This is a genomic window from Geomonas sp., assembly GCF_056994735.1.
This window is the reverse complement of sequence record NZ_JBXKJL010000172.1, coordinates 1-17,260: the sequence shown is the minus strand read 5'-3', so window position 1 is coordinate 17,260 and position 17,260 is coordinate 1. Positions and strand designations below refer to the sequence as shown.

General features: G+C 57.9%; 16 protein-coding genes and 1 pseudogene. 11 read left to right on the top strand and 6 right to left on the bottom strand.

What is annotated here, in order from left to right:
• The 3 genes and pseudogenes from AC11W3_RS08055 to AC11W3_RS08045 form a co-directional block, all read left to right on the top strand.
• A pseudogene (locus AC11W3_RS08055) lies at nucleotides 1–338 on the top strand (hypothetical protein); the annotation flags it as partial.
• A 545-nt stretch (nucleotides 339–883) separates the two neighbouring features.
• Complete coding sequence (locus tag AC11W3_RS08050) at nucleotides 884–2,605, top strand: hypothetical protein (RefSeq protein WP_484092159.1); 1,722 nt, start codon at nucleotides 884–886, stop codon at nucleotides 2,603–2,605.
• 156 nt (nucleotides 2,606–2,761) lie between these two features.
• Complete coding sequence (locus AC11W3_RS08045; RefSeq protein ID WP_484092158.1) at nucleotides 2,762–3,514, top strand: DUF2459 domain-containing protein; 753 nt, start codon at nucleotides 2,762–2,764, stop codon at nucleotides 3,512–3,514.
• 57 nt (nucleotides 3,515–3,571) lie between these two features.
• On the opposite strand, the gene AC11W3_RS08040 is transcribed toward AC11W3_RS08045, so the two are convergent.
• A complete protein-coding gene (locus tag AC11W3_RS08040) occupies nucleotides 3,572–3,859 on the bottom strand; it encodes a hypothetical protein (RefSeq protein WP_484092157.1) in 288 nt (95 codons plus the stop codon).
• A 236-nt stretch (nucleotides 3,860–4,095) separates the two neighbouring features.
• Between AC11W3_RS08040 and AC11W3_RS08035 the strand changes: the two genes are divergently transcribed.
• Nucleotides 4,096–4,971, top strand: coding sequence for an acyl-CoA dehydratase activase (locus AC11W3_RS08035; RefSeq protein WP_484092163.1), 876 nt, complete (start codon nucleotides 4,096–4,098; stop codon nucleotides 4,969–4,971).
• Between the two features lie 12 nt (nucleotides 4,972–4,983).
• Nucleotides 4,984–6,138, top strand: coding sequence for a double-cubane-cluster-containing anaerobic reductase (locus AC11W3_RS08030; protein WP_484092156.1), 1,155 nt, complete (start codon nucleotides 4,984–4,986; stop codon nucleotides 6,136–6,138).
• Between the two features lie 105 nt (nucleotides 6,139–6,243).
• Here AC11W3_RS08030 and AC11W3_RS08025 read toward each other — a convergent pair whose 3' ends face one another.
• Nucleotides 6,244–6,708 carry an NUDIX hydrolase gene (locus AC11W3_RS08025; protein ID WP_484092155.1) on the bottom strand — a complete coding sequence of 155 codons (465 nt, stop codon included), beginning with the start codon at nucleotides 6,706–6,708 and terminating at the stop codon, nucleotides 6,244–6,246.
• Nucleotides 6,709–6,745: 37 nt separating this feature from the next.
• Nucleotides 6,746–7,846, bottom strand: coding sequence for a phosphotransacetylase family protein (locus AC11W3_RS08020; RefSeq protein WP_484092154.1), 1,101 nt, complete (start codon nucleotides 7,844–7,846; stop codon nucleotides 6,746–6,748).
• 420 nt (nucleotides 7,847–8,266) lie between these two features.
• Here AC11W3_RS08020 and AC11W3_RS08015 point away from each other — a divergent pair, with 420 nt between their 5' ends.
• Nucleotides 8,267–9,100, top strand: a complete 834-nt coding sequence (locus AC11W3_RS08015) for a hypothetical protein (protein ID WP_484092153.1) — start codon at nucleotides 8,267–8,269, stop codon at nucleotides 9,098–9,100.
• Nucleotides 9,101–9,475: 375 nt separating this feature from the next.
• On the opposite strand, the gene AC11W3_RS08010 is transcribed toward AC11W3_RS08015, so the two are convergent.
• Complete coding sequence (locus AC11W3_RS08010; RefSeq protein ID WP_484092152.1) at nucleotides 9,476–9,736, bottom strand: YkgJ family cysteine cluster protein; 261 nt, start codon at nucleotides 9,734–9,736, stop codon at nucleotides 9,476–9,478.
• Between the two features lie 509 nt (nucleotides 9,737–10,245).
• On the opposite strand from AC11W3_RS08010, the gene AC11W3_RS08005 reads away from it, so the two are divergent.
• The 4 genes from AC11W3_RS08005 (at nucleotide 10,246) to AC11W3_RS07990 (ending at nucleotide 12,987) form a co-directional block, all read left to right on the top strand.
• Nucleotides 10,246–11,424: an aldo/keto reductase gene (locus AC11W3_RS08005; protein WP_484092781.1), complete on the top strand. Its 1,179-nt coding sequence runs from the start codon at nucleotides 10,246–10,248 to the stop codon at nucleotides 11,422–11,424.
• Nucleotides 11,425–11,430: 6 nt separating this feature from the next.
• Complete coding sequence (locus AC11W3_RS08000; protein ID WP_484092780.1) at nucleotides 11,431–12,315, top strand: DUF6599 family protein; 885 nt, start codon at nucleotides 11,431–11,433, stop codon at nucleotides 12,313–12,315.
• Between the two features lie 65 nt (nucleotides 12,316–12,380).
• Nucleotides 12,381–12,671, top strand: coding sequence for a BrnT family toxin (locus AC11W3_RS07995; RefSeq protein WP_484092149.1), 291 nt, complete (start codon nucleotides 12,381–12,383; stop codon nucleotides 12,669–12,671).
• Nucleotides 12,643–12,987, top strand: coding sequence for a hypothetical protein (locus AC11W3_RS07990; protein WP_484092148.1), 345 nt, complete (start codon nucleotides 12,643–12,645; stop codon nucleotides 12,985–12,987). Before AC11W3_RS07995 ends, AC11W3_RS07990 begins: the two co-directional genes overlap by 29 nt.
• Nucleotides 12,988–13,096: 109 nt before the next feature.
• Here the strand turns inward: AC11W3_RS07990 and AC11W3_RS07985 are convergent, their stop codons facing one another.
• Together AC11W3_RS07985 and AC11W3_RS07980 are read right to left on the bottom strand one after the other, a co-directional pair.
• Nucleotides 13,097–14,407: an NCS2 family permease gene (locus AC11W3_RS07985; protein ID WP_484092779.1), complete on the bottom strand. Its 1,311-nt coding sequence runs from the start codon at nucleotides 14,405–14,407 to the stop codon at nucleotides 13,097–13,099.
• Nucleotides 14,404–14,955: a hypoxanthine-guanine phosphoribosyltransferase gene (locus AC11W3_RS07980; protein ID WP_484092146.1), complete on the bottom strand. Its 552-nt coding sequence runs from the start codon at nucleotides 14,953–14,955 to the stop codon at nucleotides 14,404–14,406. Before AC11W3_RS07980 ends, AC11W3_RS07985 begins: the two co-directional genes overlap by 4 nt.
• Before the next feature lie 133 nt (nucleotides 14,956–15,088).
• Between AC11W3_RS07980 and AC11W3_RS07975 the strand changes: the two genes are divergently transcribed.
• Entirely contained in the window at nucleotides 15,089–16,759 is a 1,671-nt protein-coding gene (locus AC11W3_RS07975; RefSeq protein ID WP_484092778.1) for a radical SAM protein, read from the top strand.
• The last annotated feature ends 501 nt before the right edge of the window (nucleotides 16,760–17,260 follow it).

Here is a 17,260-nt window from a genome sequence, read left to right as displayed (position 1 = left end):
GAGCTCTCCAGACCGTCTGCGAAGGGAGGGCTGTTTCTGGGGTTACGGACGAGGCGTTGTTCAGGCTGGCGCTCCTCTCGCTGAAGCCAAACCGTGCCGTCCCGGTCTCCAGGCGGGGACGTCGGCTTTTGATGCGTCTTAAGAAGGAGTATCCGGACAGTCCCTGGACGGCACAGGCCGCGCCACTCTTTGAGCTCATAAAGGTTACCGACGAGCTCGCCCGCCAGAATCAGGACCTGAAAGCAGCCAAGGATTCGCTGACAAGGGAGAACAACGAACTTACCGACAACTTCAGGCAGATGAAGTACCTCGACCAGGAACTCGAAAAAAACCGCTGAAAGTTTTTCTTCCGACCCTCCATACCCGAACCACCCCCCCCCCGACTCATCCTGAACCGCTTTAATATTAAAAGTATAGAATTTAAAAACAACTCATGATATTTATCTGCAAATGTGCCGGTGGTGTCGTCTGCTCTAATGGGCTCATCACCTGTCGATGGCGCTCGCAACGTCGCCCGCCCACCGTCTTTCGAAGGAAAGCCGCATCTGGGGAGTCGGCCCTGTCGGCGCGTGAGCTGTTTCGGCGCATTGGGAGACGCTCTTTGATCCTTGCAACTATCAGTAACGGGAAGTGGTGCACCTGAAAATCCCCTACAAAAGGAGCCCGAATGAACAGAGAACCGGTTGTACCTTACTTGGTGTCGCTTGTGGTTTGCTGTCTCTTTGCCTTGCAATCTGGTACCGCCAACGGCTCCACCTGCGCCACCGGCGCCCCCGTCTGTCCGCCGGGCACTGCCTTTAACGCCGCTGCTGACCGCTGCGAGGCGAGCTTCTCTCCATGCTTGCCAGGGTACTTTTACAGCGCTGGTTCTAACAAGTGTGAAGTGTCTGCCCCTGTCGCTACGAGTTCGGCGAGCTGTCCTGCCGGCAGCAGTTTCAACCCCTCTTTCGGCAAATGCGAAACAGGCAATCTCTCTCCCTGCCCGAGCGGGTACACCTACAACGCCTCCGGCAACAAGTGCGAGATTCCAGCCACCTTTACCGCCGCTGCCAGCTGTGCGGAAGGCTATACCTTCAACTCCCTCACCAACAAATGCGTAGGAGCCCCCAGCTCCGCCTGCACCCAGGGCGGCAGTTGGGGCTATTACGAACAGGCTTGCACTTCAGGCAGTCCGCTTCCGGGGTTCAACTGGGATGACGAGACCGGCCAGTACGTGGGACCGTGGGCCTGCCCGCCGGCCTATGCCGTCAATACCGGCAACGGCAGCTGTTCCGGCGCCATGGTGACGGCAAGCTGCCCCGCGGGGAGCACCATCAACGCGGCCACCAGCAAGTGTGAAACGGCGGCAGCTGCGGTCTGCGCGGCCGGGCAGACCTACAACACCTTCACCACCAAGTGCGACTTCACTCCGCTGGTAAGCGCCGCCGCTCCCAGCTGCCCGCTGGGGTATATCCTCGAGGCCGGTACCAATAAATGCGCCGGCGGCATGAACTCCGCCTGCACGCTGGGGGGGAGCTATGGCTATTACGAGCATGCCTGCACCTCGGGAACCCCACTCGATCAGTTCATCTGGGACGACGAAACCGCCCAGTATGTGGGGCCCTGGTCCTGCCCCACGGGATTTGCCCTCAATACCACTCTGGGCAGCTGTTCCGGCACGGCATGCCAGTACGGTCAGGTGTATAACCCGACCACTTCCGCATGTGAAGCACCTGCTCCTGTCGCGGCGACCACCTTGACCTGCCCAGCCGGCAGCAGTTTCAGCCCCTCTTTCGGCAAATGCGAAACCGGCAATCTCTCTCCCTGCCCGAGTGGATACACCTACAACGCCTACGGCAACAAGTGCGAGATTGCGGCCACCTTTACCGCCGCTGCCAGCTGTCCGGAAGGCTATACCTTCAACTCCCTCACCAACAAATGCGTAGGAGCCGCCAGCTCCGCCTGCACCCATGGAGGCAGCTGGGGCTATTACGAACAGGCTTGCACTTCAGGCAGTCCGCTTCCTGGGTTCAGCTGGGATGACGAGACCGGCCAGTACGTGGGCCCGTGGGCCTGCCCGCCGGCCTATGCCGTCAATACCGGCAACGGCAGCTGTTCGGGCGCCATGGTGACGGCAAGCTGCCCTGCGGGGAGCACCATCAACGCTGCCACCAGTAAGTGTGAAACCGCGGCAGCTGCGGCCTGCGCGGCCGGGCAGACCTACAACCCCTTCACCACCAAGTGCGATTTCGCCGCCCCGGTCAGCGCTGTCGCGCCCACCTGCCCGCGGGGGTACATCCTCGATGTCGACACCAATGTCTGTGCCGGCGCCATGAACTCGGCCTGCACGCTGGGGGGAAGCTACGGATATTATGAGCAGGCATGCACCTCGGGAACGCCTCTCAGCCAGTTCACTTGGGACGTCGAAACCGGCCAGTACGTGGGGCCCTGGTCCTGCCCGACGGCATTTGCCCTCAATACCAGTCTGGGCAGCTGTTCGGGCACGGCATGCCAGCCAGGCCAAGCGTATAATGCAGCCACTTCAAAGTGTGAACCTTCTGGTTGCCCGGCAGGAACCGTTAAAAGCAACAGCCTCTGTATCGCTGCTGCCGTCTGCCTGCCGTAGAGCAGCAAGCCGACCAACCATATTCCTCCAAGAAAGCCCCCGGCAGTGCCGGGGGCTTTCTTTTAAGCCAAGGTGCCGTATGGGGCGCATCTGTTGTCGTCGTGGGTGTTTTAAAAGGTAGAGCTTTCTGGCATTCTTTAACGCTGGGAGGTTCACATGGAAATGCCACGGCTCACCGAAACGCGGGTCGCTACTTGTGGACGATGGCTGCAGCGGAATTGGGTGCTGTCAACTTTCGTTTGCTTCATGTTGATTTTGACCGGATGCGCCGGTTGTCAGAAGTGGAAATATCTGCCGGAGACAAGAGCTGAGGAACGATCGGTTTACGTGGTAGGCCACGGATGGCACACGGGGATCGTGTTGTCGAGAGAGGATTTGGGACAGGAACTTGGTTTCCTGAAAGAGTATCTTCACCAGGGCCAGTACTATGAGTTCGGCTGGGGTGAGGCAGAGTTTTACCAGGCTGGAAAAGTTACGGCGCCAGTTTTGTTAAAGGCTGTATTGTGGAGAAATCCGTCCGTGATGCACGTCGTTTCTATTCCTGAAACCCCGCAAAAGTACTTCAGCGGAAGTGATGTTGTTGAGCTCAATTTGTCGGAAAGAGGATTGGAGCATTTGAAAGATGCGCTACGTGCGAGCTTCAAGTTTGACCAGAGTAATCGTCCATTGCCTTTGAAAAAAGGACTTTATGGTGAAAGCAGGTTTTTCAAGGCTCGAAGCTATTACGTCATTACCAATACCTGCAACAAGTGGACAGCGAACATGCTGGATAGCGGTGGCGTGCCGATGGACACCGTTTTCACCTTGCGCGCAGCAAGCGTAATCAGGCAAGCGAAAGACGCCCAGGAGCGCTATCTGATGTTACGGCCATTTGGGAGACCTGTGCAGGAGGGAGTGGGCAGCCCCTGACATCGGAAAAAATCTTCCTGTCCCAGGGGCCGATCCCTTTCAGGTGCGATGCAGCGGCTAGCACGGAGGAAGCTGGTAACCCGCTCCGGCAAACTGGATGGCTGCCGCATCATGGCAGCGCGGCGGCGAAACGGCATGAATGCCGCCGCAGGCAGGACAACTCCCTACCAAGGTGGCGAGGGTAAAGGGGGCGCCACACCCCTGGCAGGTGGTCGCCAGGCCGCCACCTGGAAGCGGCCGGTCCCTGAGTTCGCCGCCGTGGGCCCTGGAAACAAAATCCACCAACTCCCTTCCTTCCGCATAAGGGCCCGCACCGGCGGTGTGGCCGCATCCGCAACTTCCCATCTGTAACTCCTTTTGCTGTCGATATCACAGGTGCGAACCGCACCATGTCGTGGCTTTTTACACCGGCGACTGCAAATATAACATGACCTAAGTCATGAAAGGCCCACAACCTGCCACCTCACCACTTTGTGTCATTCCTTTGGAAGAGACTCTATAGCCGCTATTTGTAAAAACGATGGATGTCATCGGTTGCATGAAATCAATGAATTTGACAGCAGGTTGGAAATTCCCTTAGAATTCCGCGGCGGGTTAGATCGAGACAACCCGCCTTTCGACTGGATTATGAAGAATATCCAGGATGCCTGGGTACTCTGGATGTAAATCTACAAGGTCAGGAGGTACTTATCAAACTTGCAGGAATCGACATCGGATCGAGAAGTGTCGAGTTCGTTCTCATGGACGGTGAGACCTATGAGGTCATCGATCGTTTCCAAGCTGAGACCTCGATTGATCTTGCTTCGCAATTGAGTCTGATAAAAACGAAGCATACGTGGGATACACTGGTATCAACCGGGTATGGCCGATATCTATCGCAAAAAGTCCTAGGTGGCGAAGCGGTGACCGAAATCAAGGCCTACACGACTTCTGCACATCACTTTCACCAGGATATAGCCACGGTCATTGATCTAGGCGGACAAGACACAAAGGCACTCCTGATCGATCGCAAGAACGGCCAGCTTCTTAAATTCGAGATGAATGATAAGTGCTCTGCCGGCACGGGGAAATTTTTCGAAATGATGGCGGCAACCTTGGGCCTTAGTCTGGGGGACCTCGTTGCGGCGGCAATGAAGGGCAACAAATCGCTCGAAATCAATAGCACCTGCACGGTATTTGCCGAATCGGAAGTGATTTCACTGCTGACCACGGGGATGTCGGTTGAAGACATCGCCAGGGCGATACACGAGTCCCTTCTCAAGAAGCTGGTCTCGCTCCTGTCCAAAATGACTACGGCTGACTCGCTGTCAGTTCTCTTTGTCGGCGGCGGTGCCAGAAACAGCGCCCTTGTGAGCTTCCTGTCCGATGCACTTGATAAAAAGATTGTAGTCCCTGAGTATCCCGATTTCTTCGGTGCCTATGGCGCCGCCCTCTTATCAAAACAATTCCTTACATAAACAGGAGATGACATGAGTCAACTGACGCCGCTATTCACTGATGAATTTGCTGATTTCCCCTTGAAACGTGCGCTCGGGCAGGTGGTAAAAAGGCGCGAGACCGGCTCCAAGGTTGTGGGGGCCTACTGCTCCTATGCGCCGGTGGAACTGGTCTGGGCCGCGGGTGGCGTCCCGGCTGTCCTTTGCGCCTTTTCCAACGCTCCGATAGCCAAAGCAGAAGAGACGCTTCCCACCAACCTCTGCCCCCTGATCAAATCGAGCTTTGGATTCATCGAATTGAAAACCTGCCCCTTCTTTGAACTGACTGATGCCGTTGTCGGGGAAACCACCTGCGACGGTAAAAAGAAGATGTTTGAACTTATTGGAAAGCATCGCCCTCTCTACGTCATGGACCTTCCTCAGTGCCCGACCAACGAAGGGGCTGTCGAATATTGGAAACACTCCATAACCGGCTTCAAAAGGTTCCTGGAATCCGAATTTGAAACGAAGATCACGGATGACGCCCTCGAGGAGAGCATCCAGGCGAGCAACGTGAAAAACAGTCTCGTCGAAGAGATTTTTGCATTCGGAGCACACAAGCCTTCGGTCATTACCTGGCAGGAGATGTATGACGTCTCGACCTACGCAATGGTTTCAACCGGCAGCGAGGCAATCGCTAAACTTCAGGAAATCATCAAGACACTCGCTGAACGCCGTGACAAAGGTGCCTTCACCTCCAAAGAGAATGCCAAGCGTGTTTTGATCACGGGATGCCCCATCGGTGGAGACGTTTTGAAGGTCCTTAAGCTTGTTGATGAAGAGGGTGCGGCGATTGTCGGTCTTGATAACTGCGCAGGGCTTAAACCCTTTGTGGGAAAGATTGAAGAAGGAAGTGGCGACCCGCTGATGGCCATTGCCAAACGGTACTTGGAAATTCCCTGTGCTTGCATGACTCCCAACACCGGACGTACGGATACCCTTCAAAAACAGGTTGCACTGCTAAAGCCTGATCTTGTAATCGATCTCGTGCTGCAATCGTGTCATACGTATAACGTTGAAGCAGTGAAGGTTGAATCTTACGTCAGAGACACCCTTGGAGTGAATTATCTTAAAGTCGTCACAGACTTTTCTGCCCAGGATCTTGGACAGCTTAAGACAAGAATCGGTGCAGCCTTGGAGATGTGTTAGGTGATGTAAGCAGAACGAGGGATCAATAAAGCTTTTTAGGGCGGGGTTCGAGAGAAAAGGGCATCCAGTGATGGATGCCCTTTTTGATACCTTTTATTGATGCGGCTAGTGCCCCAGGCAGGCTTCCATCTGCACCTGGTACGGGCGGGTGGTATAGGCGCGGTAGAGGGTTGTGTCGTGGTACTCCAGCAGCACTTTCAGACGGTCCTGCATCACTGAACCTGTCACGGCAACAAGTGCTTCTTCCTCGCTGAACCAGCAGGCTTCCACGCTGTCATCGCTAAAGCCGAGTTCCCCCCCCGCGTAAGTCCCGAGGAAGGTGAAGATCACGGCGGACGGCGGGGTCAACATCGACCATACCGCGGCCAGCGGACCCGGCTTGATCTCCACCCCAGCCTCCTCCCGCACCTCGCGACGCAGGGCGTCCAGCAGATTCTCTCCCTCCTCGACTCGGCCCTGAGGGATCTCCCAGCCTCGTTTGTAATGCTTGATCAGGAGCACCTGGTTGGCGTCGTTGCGCACCAGGCAACCTACTACGGTGGTGTGGCGGGGATTGCTAACACTGCACATGCTTTTCCTTCCTTCGTTGCATAGAGTACCCGCGGCATTATACCGAAAAAAGCGCGTCAATGGCATCAAAATCGAGCGTCTTCTCCGCCAGCGAAAATATGAGGTCCAGCTTTTCCCGGTCCTCGGAAATGATCTTGGAGACATCCTTGTTGATCTTCTGGTAAAGGTTGGCCGAGATGCTGCTTTCGGCGCGCATGTAGGGAATCCTGCTCTTGTCCAGGATCTGCTGCGTAATATCGTTGATCGGCATGCTCCCCGAGATCACCAGTCCCACTATGAGGGGGCGGTATTGCGGCATCTGGTAGAGATGGGCCAGGGTCACCAACAGTTCGTTCCTGCTGCTGGTGACGATGATCAAGGACGGCTCCTTGAGGAGCTCCATGAACCGCTGGGTCGAGGCCGCTCCTACCAGCACCTTGTAGATGATGCGTTGCAGCTCGCGCCGGTTGCCGTGCACCGGGATATTGAGCACCGTGGAGATGCGGCGCAGGGTCGGGTTGGCCAGGACCGGCTGGTAGTCGAAGCCCGCGATCACCTCGAAGGAGTACTTGCCAAGCGCCCGCTGCAGATAGTCCAGGGTCCGCTCCCTCTTTTCCGGGATCAGCTTGTTCACCAGGATGGCCCGAAGATTGACCCCCTCCTTTTCGAAAAACGCCTGGATCATGGCCAGCCGGTCGACTACATCCCCCAGGCCTCCCCCGGTCACCAGCAGCACCGGGGCATCCAGCATGTGCGCTATCTGGGCGTTGGAAATGTCCATGACGGAACCGACTCCGGGATGCCCCGAACCCTCGATTACGATGAAGTCGCATTCCTTTTCCACCTCTGAGTAGGCGTGCAGTATGCGCTGCTGCAACTCCTCCGGCGGGATGATGCCATCAATCACCTCCCTGGTGGTGTTGGGGCTCAGGACGACGGGTGACATCAGCTCGATTTCGCTGCTGAGGTCGAAGACCTGGGCCATCAGGGCCACGTCCTTGTCCACCACCTTGCCATGAAAGTTGACGGTCTGGCCGCCGAAAGGTTTTATGTAGCCCACCCTCTGGTATTTCCTCAGGGCGAGATGCAGCAGGCTGATGCTGGTAGTAGTCTTTCCGCTGTTTTTCTCGATGGCCGCGATGAAGACTTTCTTTGCCATGTCCTCTCCTCATCGTAAATTCAATGAATTACTGTAGGAGTATATCCTCTGAAAAAATGCGGGGCGGCCACCGGGTTGATGATCCACCCGACAGCCGGGCTCCAGGCAACCGCGGTTGGCCGGTCGGCACAACCCATACTTTATCATGCATCTTCCGCAGGTATTGAAGTTTACCATCGATTGCCGATCCGGTAGTTACCCTCCGAGGCCGTCTTTCCGGGTTGTCATCAAGATGAAAATGAGGTACTAATGAGAGCCCCCTGCCTCATTAACCGCCTTGGTATCAGTTCTCCGCTTTTCTGGTCTCCGCTTCCGGCTCTGTTTCCCCGGTGGCAGATGGAAAGGACGGTTGCGGCTGCTTGTGCCATGCTGCGGTCACATGGGTAGCGGGAGCATTTATTTTTCAGGAGGAGACGTTTGATGAAGAAGAACATGATGATTGCTGTGATGGGCGTGATGCTTTCCGCAACCGCCGCCCAGGCTGAGCACAAGCTGCTCGTCACCGATGTCCTTGAGCCGAAGCAGGTCGAAGCACAGGCTCTCTTCGAGTATGCACACGCTTCTGCAAACACTACCAGCCCCGAAGGGGCCGCGAAAGTGACGGGGAACACCACCGAATCGCGCTACTCCCTCGGCGTCGGCCTCGGGCATGGCTTCGAGATGACCGCTTCCATTCCCTATGTTTTCCGGGAGAAGGTCAGGGAAGAGCTTGCCGGCGGTGAATCCAGGAGTGAAACAAAAGACGGCGTGGGCGACTTCGCCATCGAAGGGAAGTACCGTCTCCTCGGCGGGGAAGAGAAGCCTGTCACCGTCGTTGCCGGCCTTGGCCTCAAGTTCGATACCGCCGGCAACAATAATGCTGGTACCGGCACCACCGACGTCAGCCCCTTTATCGCGGCCAGCACCAACCTTGCCCACCACCACATTCCCTACGCCATCTACCGGGCCACCATCAGGAACCACGATGAGCAGGATACCCACACCCTTTCGGTCGGCCTCGAGAAGGAGTTCAACCACACCTTCACCCTGGACGCCAAGATCGACGCCAACTTCAACACTGCCAGCAGCCGGTTCACCGCCAACGAAGACTTCCTCTTCGAGCTGAGCAGCTACATCCAGGTGGCGCACAACTTCTATCTCCTCCCGAGCGTCGGCTACGTGGTCGCAACCGATGTCACCGACAAGAAAGCCGAAACCCATCTCAAGGATGCTGACGGCGTCCGCGGCGGAATTTCCCTCTACTACCTCTTCTAAGCCGCTCATCGCCATCTTCACCGCAGTAAAAGCTGTAAAAGCCGCCCGAATCAGGAACTTCCTGACGGGCGGCTTTTTTCGTTCCGGACCCAGGCGCCATAGTATCGGGAGCCCCTTTAAAAAGACCTTATTAGCACCAATCTTCCGCCAGCTTCCAAAACTGTCATTCCCGAAGCGATTCCGATCGGGAATCCAGCTCCTAAACGGCGTGAAATCTGGATCCCCGATAAGGGCATTCGGGGATGACAATCTCATAGCGGAAGATTAGCGCTAGTCAGTTGAAAAGATGAACCTGGTGCGGCAGCGGTAAGCCGAGGGCGGCTACTGGCCATCTTGAATCGCAGGAAGGGAAAAGGAGATCCGGGGGGGGTGAGGTCAGGGCTTGCAGATGAAGCGGCGGCAGATGGAGGGGCGGTGGTCGTAGATCCCGCACCTGCTCTCGTGGAGGAACTCGCAGCCGTGCTCGATGATGAGTTTGTGGGGGCCGAAGAGGGAGAGCTGAAGGCGTGAGGCCCCGAGCGACTGGAGTTCCCGGAACTCGTCCCCCTTGAGTTCCACAGTCGGAAACGAGCGGCAGCAGAGGGCATTGCACTGCCGGCAAGACGAGGGATTGTCCAAGGCGTAATCGAGCAACATGCCTCGGCGCTTCTCTTTTTGACGCCTGGAAAATAACATTAACACCCCTCGGCGCCAGGGGCAGGATGATCGTGCAGGTGGCGCCTATTGGGCAGGTAACGCCCAGCGATCGGGATACACTGTAATGCTTAACCAGTTCGGGCACGGCTGTCAAACCACTGTGTTACAGCAACATCCGTACCGACTTTAAGCAACGGTAGATCAGCCGGTTACAGGGCTGCGCCGGTCGATGCTGTAAAAGGCGCCGACAGAATTGAAGCGAATCTTTACACCTCGGTGATTATGTCAATGGCCGGCGGTGCTGAAACATCAGCAGCATGCCCGCGGAATGGTGAGGTTGTCATAGCCGGAGGACGACTGACAAAGGAGAGGTTGAAAGAATGATTAAATATCTTTATTGAAAAAAAGTTTAAATTTCGTATTATGGGACCTTGCTGAATGGAGAAGATGCAGCCCTGTTTCTGTCCGGGAGCGTAGACGGGGAAGGGCGGCAAACCCGGGAGGTTGGTATGAGTGGGATACGACGCAAGGGCATGGGGCGCAGGGACTTCATCAAGGTCGGCATGGTTGGCACCACTTCGGCCTTGCTCGGGGGCACCGCCCTGGCCGAGGTAGTGGAGCAACTGGCCGCTACCCCGCAGGCTTCGTTTCCTGCCCCTGTCTACCGCACCCTGGGCAGGACCGGACTCAAGATTACCGTCGTCAGTTTTGGCGCCATGCTGACTCCCGAACCGGAGGTTATCAGCGTGGCCATCGATCGGGGTGTGAACTATATCGACACCGCTCGGAAGTACATGGGGGGCAGGAACGAGCAGATCGTGGCCAAGGCCATCAAGGGACGTCGGGACAAGGTCTTCCTGGCTACCAAGACCCTGCCGGACTCGAGATCAAAGATAGGCATAACGCAGGACGTGGAGGCGAGCCTCAGGGCGCTGAAGACCGACTACATCGATGTGATCCAGCTTCATAACCTCAGGGACGGGAGGCGGCTCTTCATCCCCGAGACCAGGGAGGCCCTTCTTGAGCTACGGAAGCAGGGGAAAGTGCGGTTCTTCGGGGTAACGACCCATAGCCACCAGGCCGACGTCCTGAACGCCCTGGTGGACGACAAGGAGCGTTTCTTCGATACCTGCCTTGTTTCCTACAACTTCAAGACCGAGCCGCAGGTCGGCGAGGCCATCGAGAGGGCCGCCAAGGCTGGAGTCGGCATCATCGCCATGAAGACCCAGGCTGGAGGCTACCAGACCGCCGCCCTTGGCAAGGTCAGCCCGCACCAGGCGGCGCTCAAGTGGGTGCTGCAGAATCCACACGTGACGGCCGCCATTCCGGGAATGAAGGATCTCTCGCAGCTGAGGGAAAATGTCGCTGTCATGGGGATGCCCTTCAAGTTCGCCGAGCGGCGGATCCTGGAAAGGTACGCGGAGGCCGTGGAGCCGTATTTCTGCACGATGTGCGGCTCCTGCCAGAAGGGGTGCCCGCGCGGCGTGGAGATCAGCACCATCAACCGCGCCCTGATGTACGCCGAAGGGGGGTACGGCGATCCGGCCCTGGCCCGCGCCACGTATCGTGAGATCCCGAAGGAGGCGAGAGCGATCGTATGTGAAGATTGCACAACCTGCACGGCGCGCTGCGTCAACGGCCTCGACATCACCGCAAAGATGGCCCGGGCCCGGCAGCTCCTGGGATAGGTGCCTATGCCACGAATTCTGATCACCTTGATTTTCGTTCTTATAACCGCCCTGCCTTCAGCTGCCGCGGAAGATCCCTTCCGGCTCCTGCCCCGCCGGGCCTGCGGGGCGGGGTGGGTGCTCCAGGGGAAGGTCGCGGTTTTCGGCCCGGAGACCCTCTCGGACCGGATCGACGGCGAGGCTGAGATCTTCTTCCCCTACGGCTTCGAGATCCTCTCGTATGGAAGGTATGCCAAAAGGGAAAATGGATTCGATGTCGATGTCTACCGGATGGGGTCGACCCTTGATGCCTTCGGCATGTACGCGAGCTATCGCCCCGAAGGGGCCGATCGAGTTAAGGCCGGGACCGAGGGGGCGGTGACCTCCTCGCAGCTCTTCTTCTACCAGGACCGGTATTTCGTCCGCCTGCAGTCGACCGGCCAGACCGATGTCGGCGCGGGTGTGCTCGCTGCCTGTGCCCGGACCGTTTCGGAACTCCTTCCTGCCGGGCAGGGGGCGCCAAAGGAAGTCGAACTGCTGGCCGTGCCTGAAGTGGAGAAGGGGAGTGTGCAGTACAAGGCCACCAGCCTCCTCGGTTACGATTTTTTCCCTCGAGGTCTGATGGCTGATGCGATAGTCGGCGGAGAGCCGGCGAGGGTCTTCGTGCTCCTTGCCGGGTCGCCCACAGAGGCAGCTCAGGCGCTGGAAAAGTACCGGAAATACCTGCAGGAGGGGGGCGGAGAGGTGCGGTCCAACGGCGGCGGAGGTCCGGCACTCAGCGGGATCGACCCTTTATACGGCAACGTGGTGGCGGAGCAGGCCGGTTCTTACCTCTTCGGCATGGTCAAAGTAAAGGACACCAAGGCTGCTCTGAAAGTGATGAAATCGCTTCGGCTGAGGATGAGAAGGTAAGGTAGTAGGCCATAAAAAAAGCAATATAAAAATATGGTGATGCTCGGCCTTTTCTGGTACTTTCTATGAAGAAGGTGTCATTCGAGTGGGATCCCAACAAGGATCAGGAAAACCTGCAGAAACATGGTATCGCGTTCGCTAAGGCTCAATACGCTTTTGCGGATTCAGATCGTGTTATTGCTGAAGACTTATCGCACAGCAATGCCGAGAAAAGATACTATTGCTTTGGACAGGTCGAGGGTGGCATCTTGACCGTCCGCTTCACCTACAGAAACGAGGCAATACGTATTATCGGCGCAGGATATTGGCGGAAAGGCAAGGCGATTTATGAGCGAGAAAATAAAGTACACCGATGAGGATATCGGGGATGTAAGAGTCATTCCGGATTTTTTGCCCCCTCCGGCGGATCTGGCGTTTCGTGAAGAAGCTGTCAAAGTCACCATGACATTGAGCAAGAAAAGCGTCGAGTTCTTTAAGGCAGAGGCGTCTAAGCACCAGACACAGTATCAGCGGATGATTCGACAGTTACTGGATCTTTACGTTGATGCCCACGGGCAGCAGCAGACGGAGCGCAAAGGGATGACGAAGAGTTCTGACAAGCTTGCGAAGCCCGGAGATACGGAAAAGGATGTGAGACCGATCCCCAGAAGAAGATCACAAAAGACGCGCTAACGGAAAAGAGTGAAGACAGAAGGGACAACATCTCCCTTAAGTCTTCACCCTTTCTTTTCCTGCCGGAGGAGTTGCGACTCCTCCATTCTCTGCTACTTTATCGTTCCTATCACTTCGCCCCAAATACAAAATAAGACAGCGACAGCAGCGCCAGCACCCACACGCCGCTCTTCACCTCTTTGATGCGGCCGGTGGTCGCCTTCATGACCGGGTAGGCGATGAAGCCCGCGGTCATGCCGACCCCGATGTTGTAGGTGAAGATCATCAGCACCACGGTGAGAAAGGCCGGCATCAGCTCGGTCAAGTCATCGAAGTTGATCTTGGTGAGCGGGCTGATCATGAACGAGCCGATCACGATCAGGGCGATGCCGTAGGCGTGCGGCGGCACGATGGTGAAGATCGGCGCCAGGAACAGTGCCAGCAGGAAGAAGATGGCCGTGATGAGCGAGGCGAAGCCGGTGCGGCCTCCCTCCTCGATGCCGGCGGCGGACTCGATGTACGCCCCGGTCGTGGTGGTGCCAAGGAGAGGCGCCGCCACCGTGGCCAGCGCGTCGGCCAGCATCGGCTTCTCGATCTCCGGCAGGTTCCCGTGCTCGTCCAGCAGGTCCGCCCGCATCGATAGCCCCAGCAGGGTCCCGACGGTGTCGAGGAAGGCCATGATGAAGATGGTCAGGATGATCGGGAAGAAGGCCGGCTGCAGCGCCCCGTGGAAGTCCAGCTTGAAGAGGATCGGGGAGATGTCGGGCGGCATGCTGATGAACTCTTTCGGGAGCGGGGTGACCTTCAGCGCGATTGAGGCGATGGTGGTGACCACGATGCCGATCATCATCGAGCCCAGCACCTTGCGGGACATGAGGATCACGGTGAAGAGGAGGCCGAAGAGGGCCAGCAGCACCGAAGGCTGGGAAAGGTTGCCGAGCTTCACCGGCGCCCCCTGAACGCCCAGGGTGACGATGCCGGTTTCGTTCAGGCCGATGAAGGTCAGGAAAAGCCCGATCCCGGTGGCGAAGGCGCACTTGAGAGACAGGGGGATCGATTCGGCCAGCCAGCTGCGGACCTTGAAGAGCGTGAGGAGCGTGAAGAGCACCCCGGCGAAGAAGACCGCGGCCAGCGCCGTCTGCCAGGAGTAGCCCATCACCTTGACCACCACGAAGGCGATGAAGGCGTTCTCGCTCATGTAGGGGGCTATCGCGAACGGGCGGTTGGCGAAAAAGGCCATCAGCACCGTGCCGAAGACCGCAGCCACGATGGTCGCCGTGGTCGAGGGTCCGCGCGGGATGCCGGCATTTTCGAGGATCGCGGGGTTTACGATGATGATGTAGGCCATGGTGAGGAAGGTGGTCAGGCCTGCAACGATCTCACGACGGAAGCTGGTCCCGTGATCGTGGAATTTGAAATAGGCGGCGATGCGCGAGGTCATCTATGCTCCTTCATGGCGTAAAGTGCGGGGAGATTGCGCCAGTACCCGGCGATGTCCATGCCGCAGCCGAAAAGGAAGCGGTCTTCTACCTCCAGCCCGACGAAGTCGGCCTTCACCCCGGTCGGTTTCCGGTCGTGGATCTTGTCCACCAGGACCGCGGAATAGACATCGGCAGCTCCCTCCTCCTTGCAATAGCGGATCAGTTCCGCCAGCGTCACCCCTTCATCGAGGATGTCGTCCACCAGCAGCACCGTGCGTCCCTTCATCGACCGTTCCGGCCGGACCTTCCACAGCAGTTCCCCTCCGGAAGTCTCGGCGCCGTACCGGGTGGCATGGAGGTAATCAAGCTCCATGGCGAAAGGGAGCTTCTCCACCAGCTTCCCGGTGACGAAGAGGCCGCCGTTCATCACGCAGAAGGCAACAGGGTTCGTGCCCTGCAGGCGCTCCGTTATCTCTGCTGCCATCCGTACCAGCGCCGCCTCTACCTCTTCGGCGGATCGAAGGCAGTCGGCCTTGAGCCGGATGTCCTCCATGTCTTTAAGAATCATTACCGCTCCTCACATTGTTGAGATTAGTCCCCGAACTTATCAAATCTGCGTCACATTTTCAATAAGTGGGTAGTGTACGTTTCCTCATGTCTTTTTTCTTCATACCGCTGCCCAAAGGTGATACCCTCATGAGATGTCCCGCAAGTCGATTGAAAAAAGACGCACCATTCTTGCCGCAGAGAGCGGTGCCCAGCTAGGGAATCGCGGCGGCAGGCTCTCCTGCTGCCTGGTCTATCCCAACCGCTACCACGCAGGCATGAGCAACCTCGGGTTCCAGTCGGTGTACGCTATAATGAATTCGCACCCCGGGGTCGTCTGCGACCGCGCCTTCTTTCCCGATCGCGACGAGCTCGAAGAACTGGAACGCACCAGCGGGACCCTCCTTTCCCTCGAATCGCAGCGTCCCCTTTCCTCCTTCGACATGGTGGCCTTCTCGGTCTCCTTCGAAAGCGACTACCTCAACCTCCCGGCCATCTTCAGGCTTTCCGGCATTCCTCCCCTGGCTGCCGATCGCTCGCCGTTGCAGCCCCTGGTGCTGGCCGGAGGCGCCGCGCTCTTCCTGAACCCGGAGCCGATCGCCCCGTTGCTGGACCTGGTGTGCGTCGGGGAGGCCGAGCCGGTACTGCCGGGGCTCCTCGACCTGCTGAGTCAGGGGGCGGATTCAAGGGATGAGTTGCTGCGCCAGGCTGCCGGGCTTCCGGGAGTCTATGTTCCCTCGCTTTATCATCCGGTCTACGACGGTGCCTCAATGGTCTCGATGGAGGCCGATCAAGGCGCCCCGGCGCGGGTGCGACGGGTATGGGATCCGGCGGTCGACAGCCGCCCGAGTGTCACGGAGATCCATACCGAGGCGACCGAGTTCTCCGGGATGCACCTGGTCGAACTCTCCCGGGGGTGCCCGCGCGGCTGCCGCTTCTGTGCCGCCGGATTCATCTACCTCCCCTATCGCAGCCGCTCAAGGGATGTCATCCGCGAAGAGGTCATGAAGGGTGTGGCTGAAGGCAGAAAGATCGGCCTGGTCGCCGCGGCCGTCTCAGACTACGCCGGCATCGGTGACCTGTGCCGGGAGATCGTCGCCGCCGGCGGGAAATTCTCCGTCTCCTCGTTCAGGATCGATCACTACGACTCCGACATGATCGAGGCCCTCAAGTCAAGCGGTCAGAAGACCGTTTCCCTGGCGCCGGAAGGGGGATCACAGAGGCTGCGCGACCTGGTTCGGAAGGGTATCGACGAGGAGCAGATCCTGGCTGCCTGCGACATGCTTATCGGCCACGACATCCTGAACCTGAAGCTTTACTTCATCATCGGGCTGCCGACGGAAACGATGGAGGATCTGGAGGAGCTGGTGGCGCTGGTGACGACCATACGGGAGAGGGTGATCACCGCCGCGAAGGCCAACAGGAGGCTGGGCGAGATCCAGCTCTCCGTGAACCCGTTCATCCCCAAGCCGTTTACCCCGTTCCAGTGGTGCCGGATGGAGGATATAAAGTCGCTGGATAAGAAGTGGAAGTACCTGCAAAAGGCCCTGGGGAAGTTGTCGAACCTGAAGCTGCAGATGGAGAGCCCGCGCGAGGCCTACCAGCAGGCGCTCTTTTCCCGGGGAGACCGCAGGCTTGCTCCGCTGCTCGTCGCGGCAGACAGGCTGGGGAATTGGAGGACGGCACTGCGCGAAGCGGATTTCGACAGCGACAGCTTCGTCTACAGGGAGATCGCGCTCGACGAGTTGCTGCCGTGGAGCTTTATCGACGGCGGCGACACCGGCCGCTTGGAGCGGGAGTTCCACCGGGCCTTCGAGGGCCAGTGAAAAGGGACTCCGCTGTATGGGAACGCCAGCAGCCAGGCAAGAAATCGAAGGGTAGTCCAAGCCGCCCGAACATTCCCACCCCCTGTCAAGGGAGGGGTAGGGGATTGTCATCCCCGAATGCCCTTATCGGGGATCCATATTTCACGTCGTTTGGGAGCTGGGTTCCCGATCAGAATCGCTTCGGGAATGACAGTTTTGGAAGCTGGCGGAAGATTGGCAATCAGGTAACTTGATGGCAGTGGGAGACAAAGAAAAAAGGGGGACCGGCTGCCATAGCCGATCCCCCTTTGTTATTCCCTTGGCTCCCGATCCGACAGCTCGGGTCGTGATAGTGGAGCGACTTACGACGCTCAACGGCAATGAGCCGTTCACCCTGAGCTTCTAGAAGGGTGTGATCCGAAATCACCCCGGTCAGTTGAAGAAGAACCTGGCCCCTAAGGTGAAGGCCGCATGAGACGGGTCGAATTCTCCGACCTTGGCGCCGGTGAAATCCCTGATGTC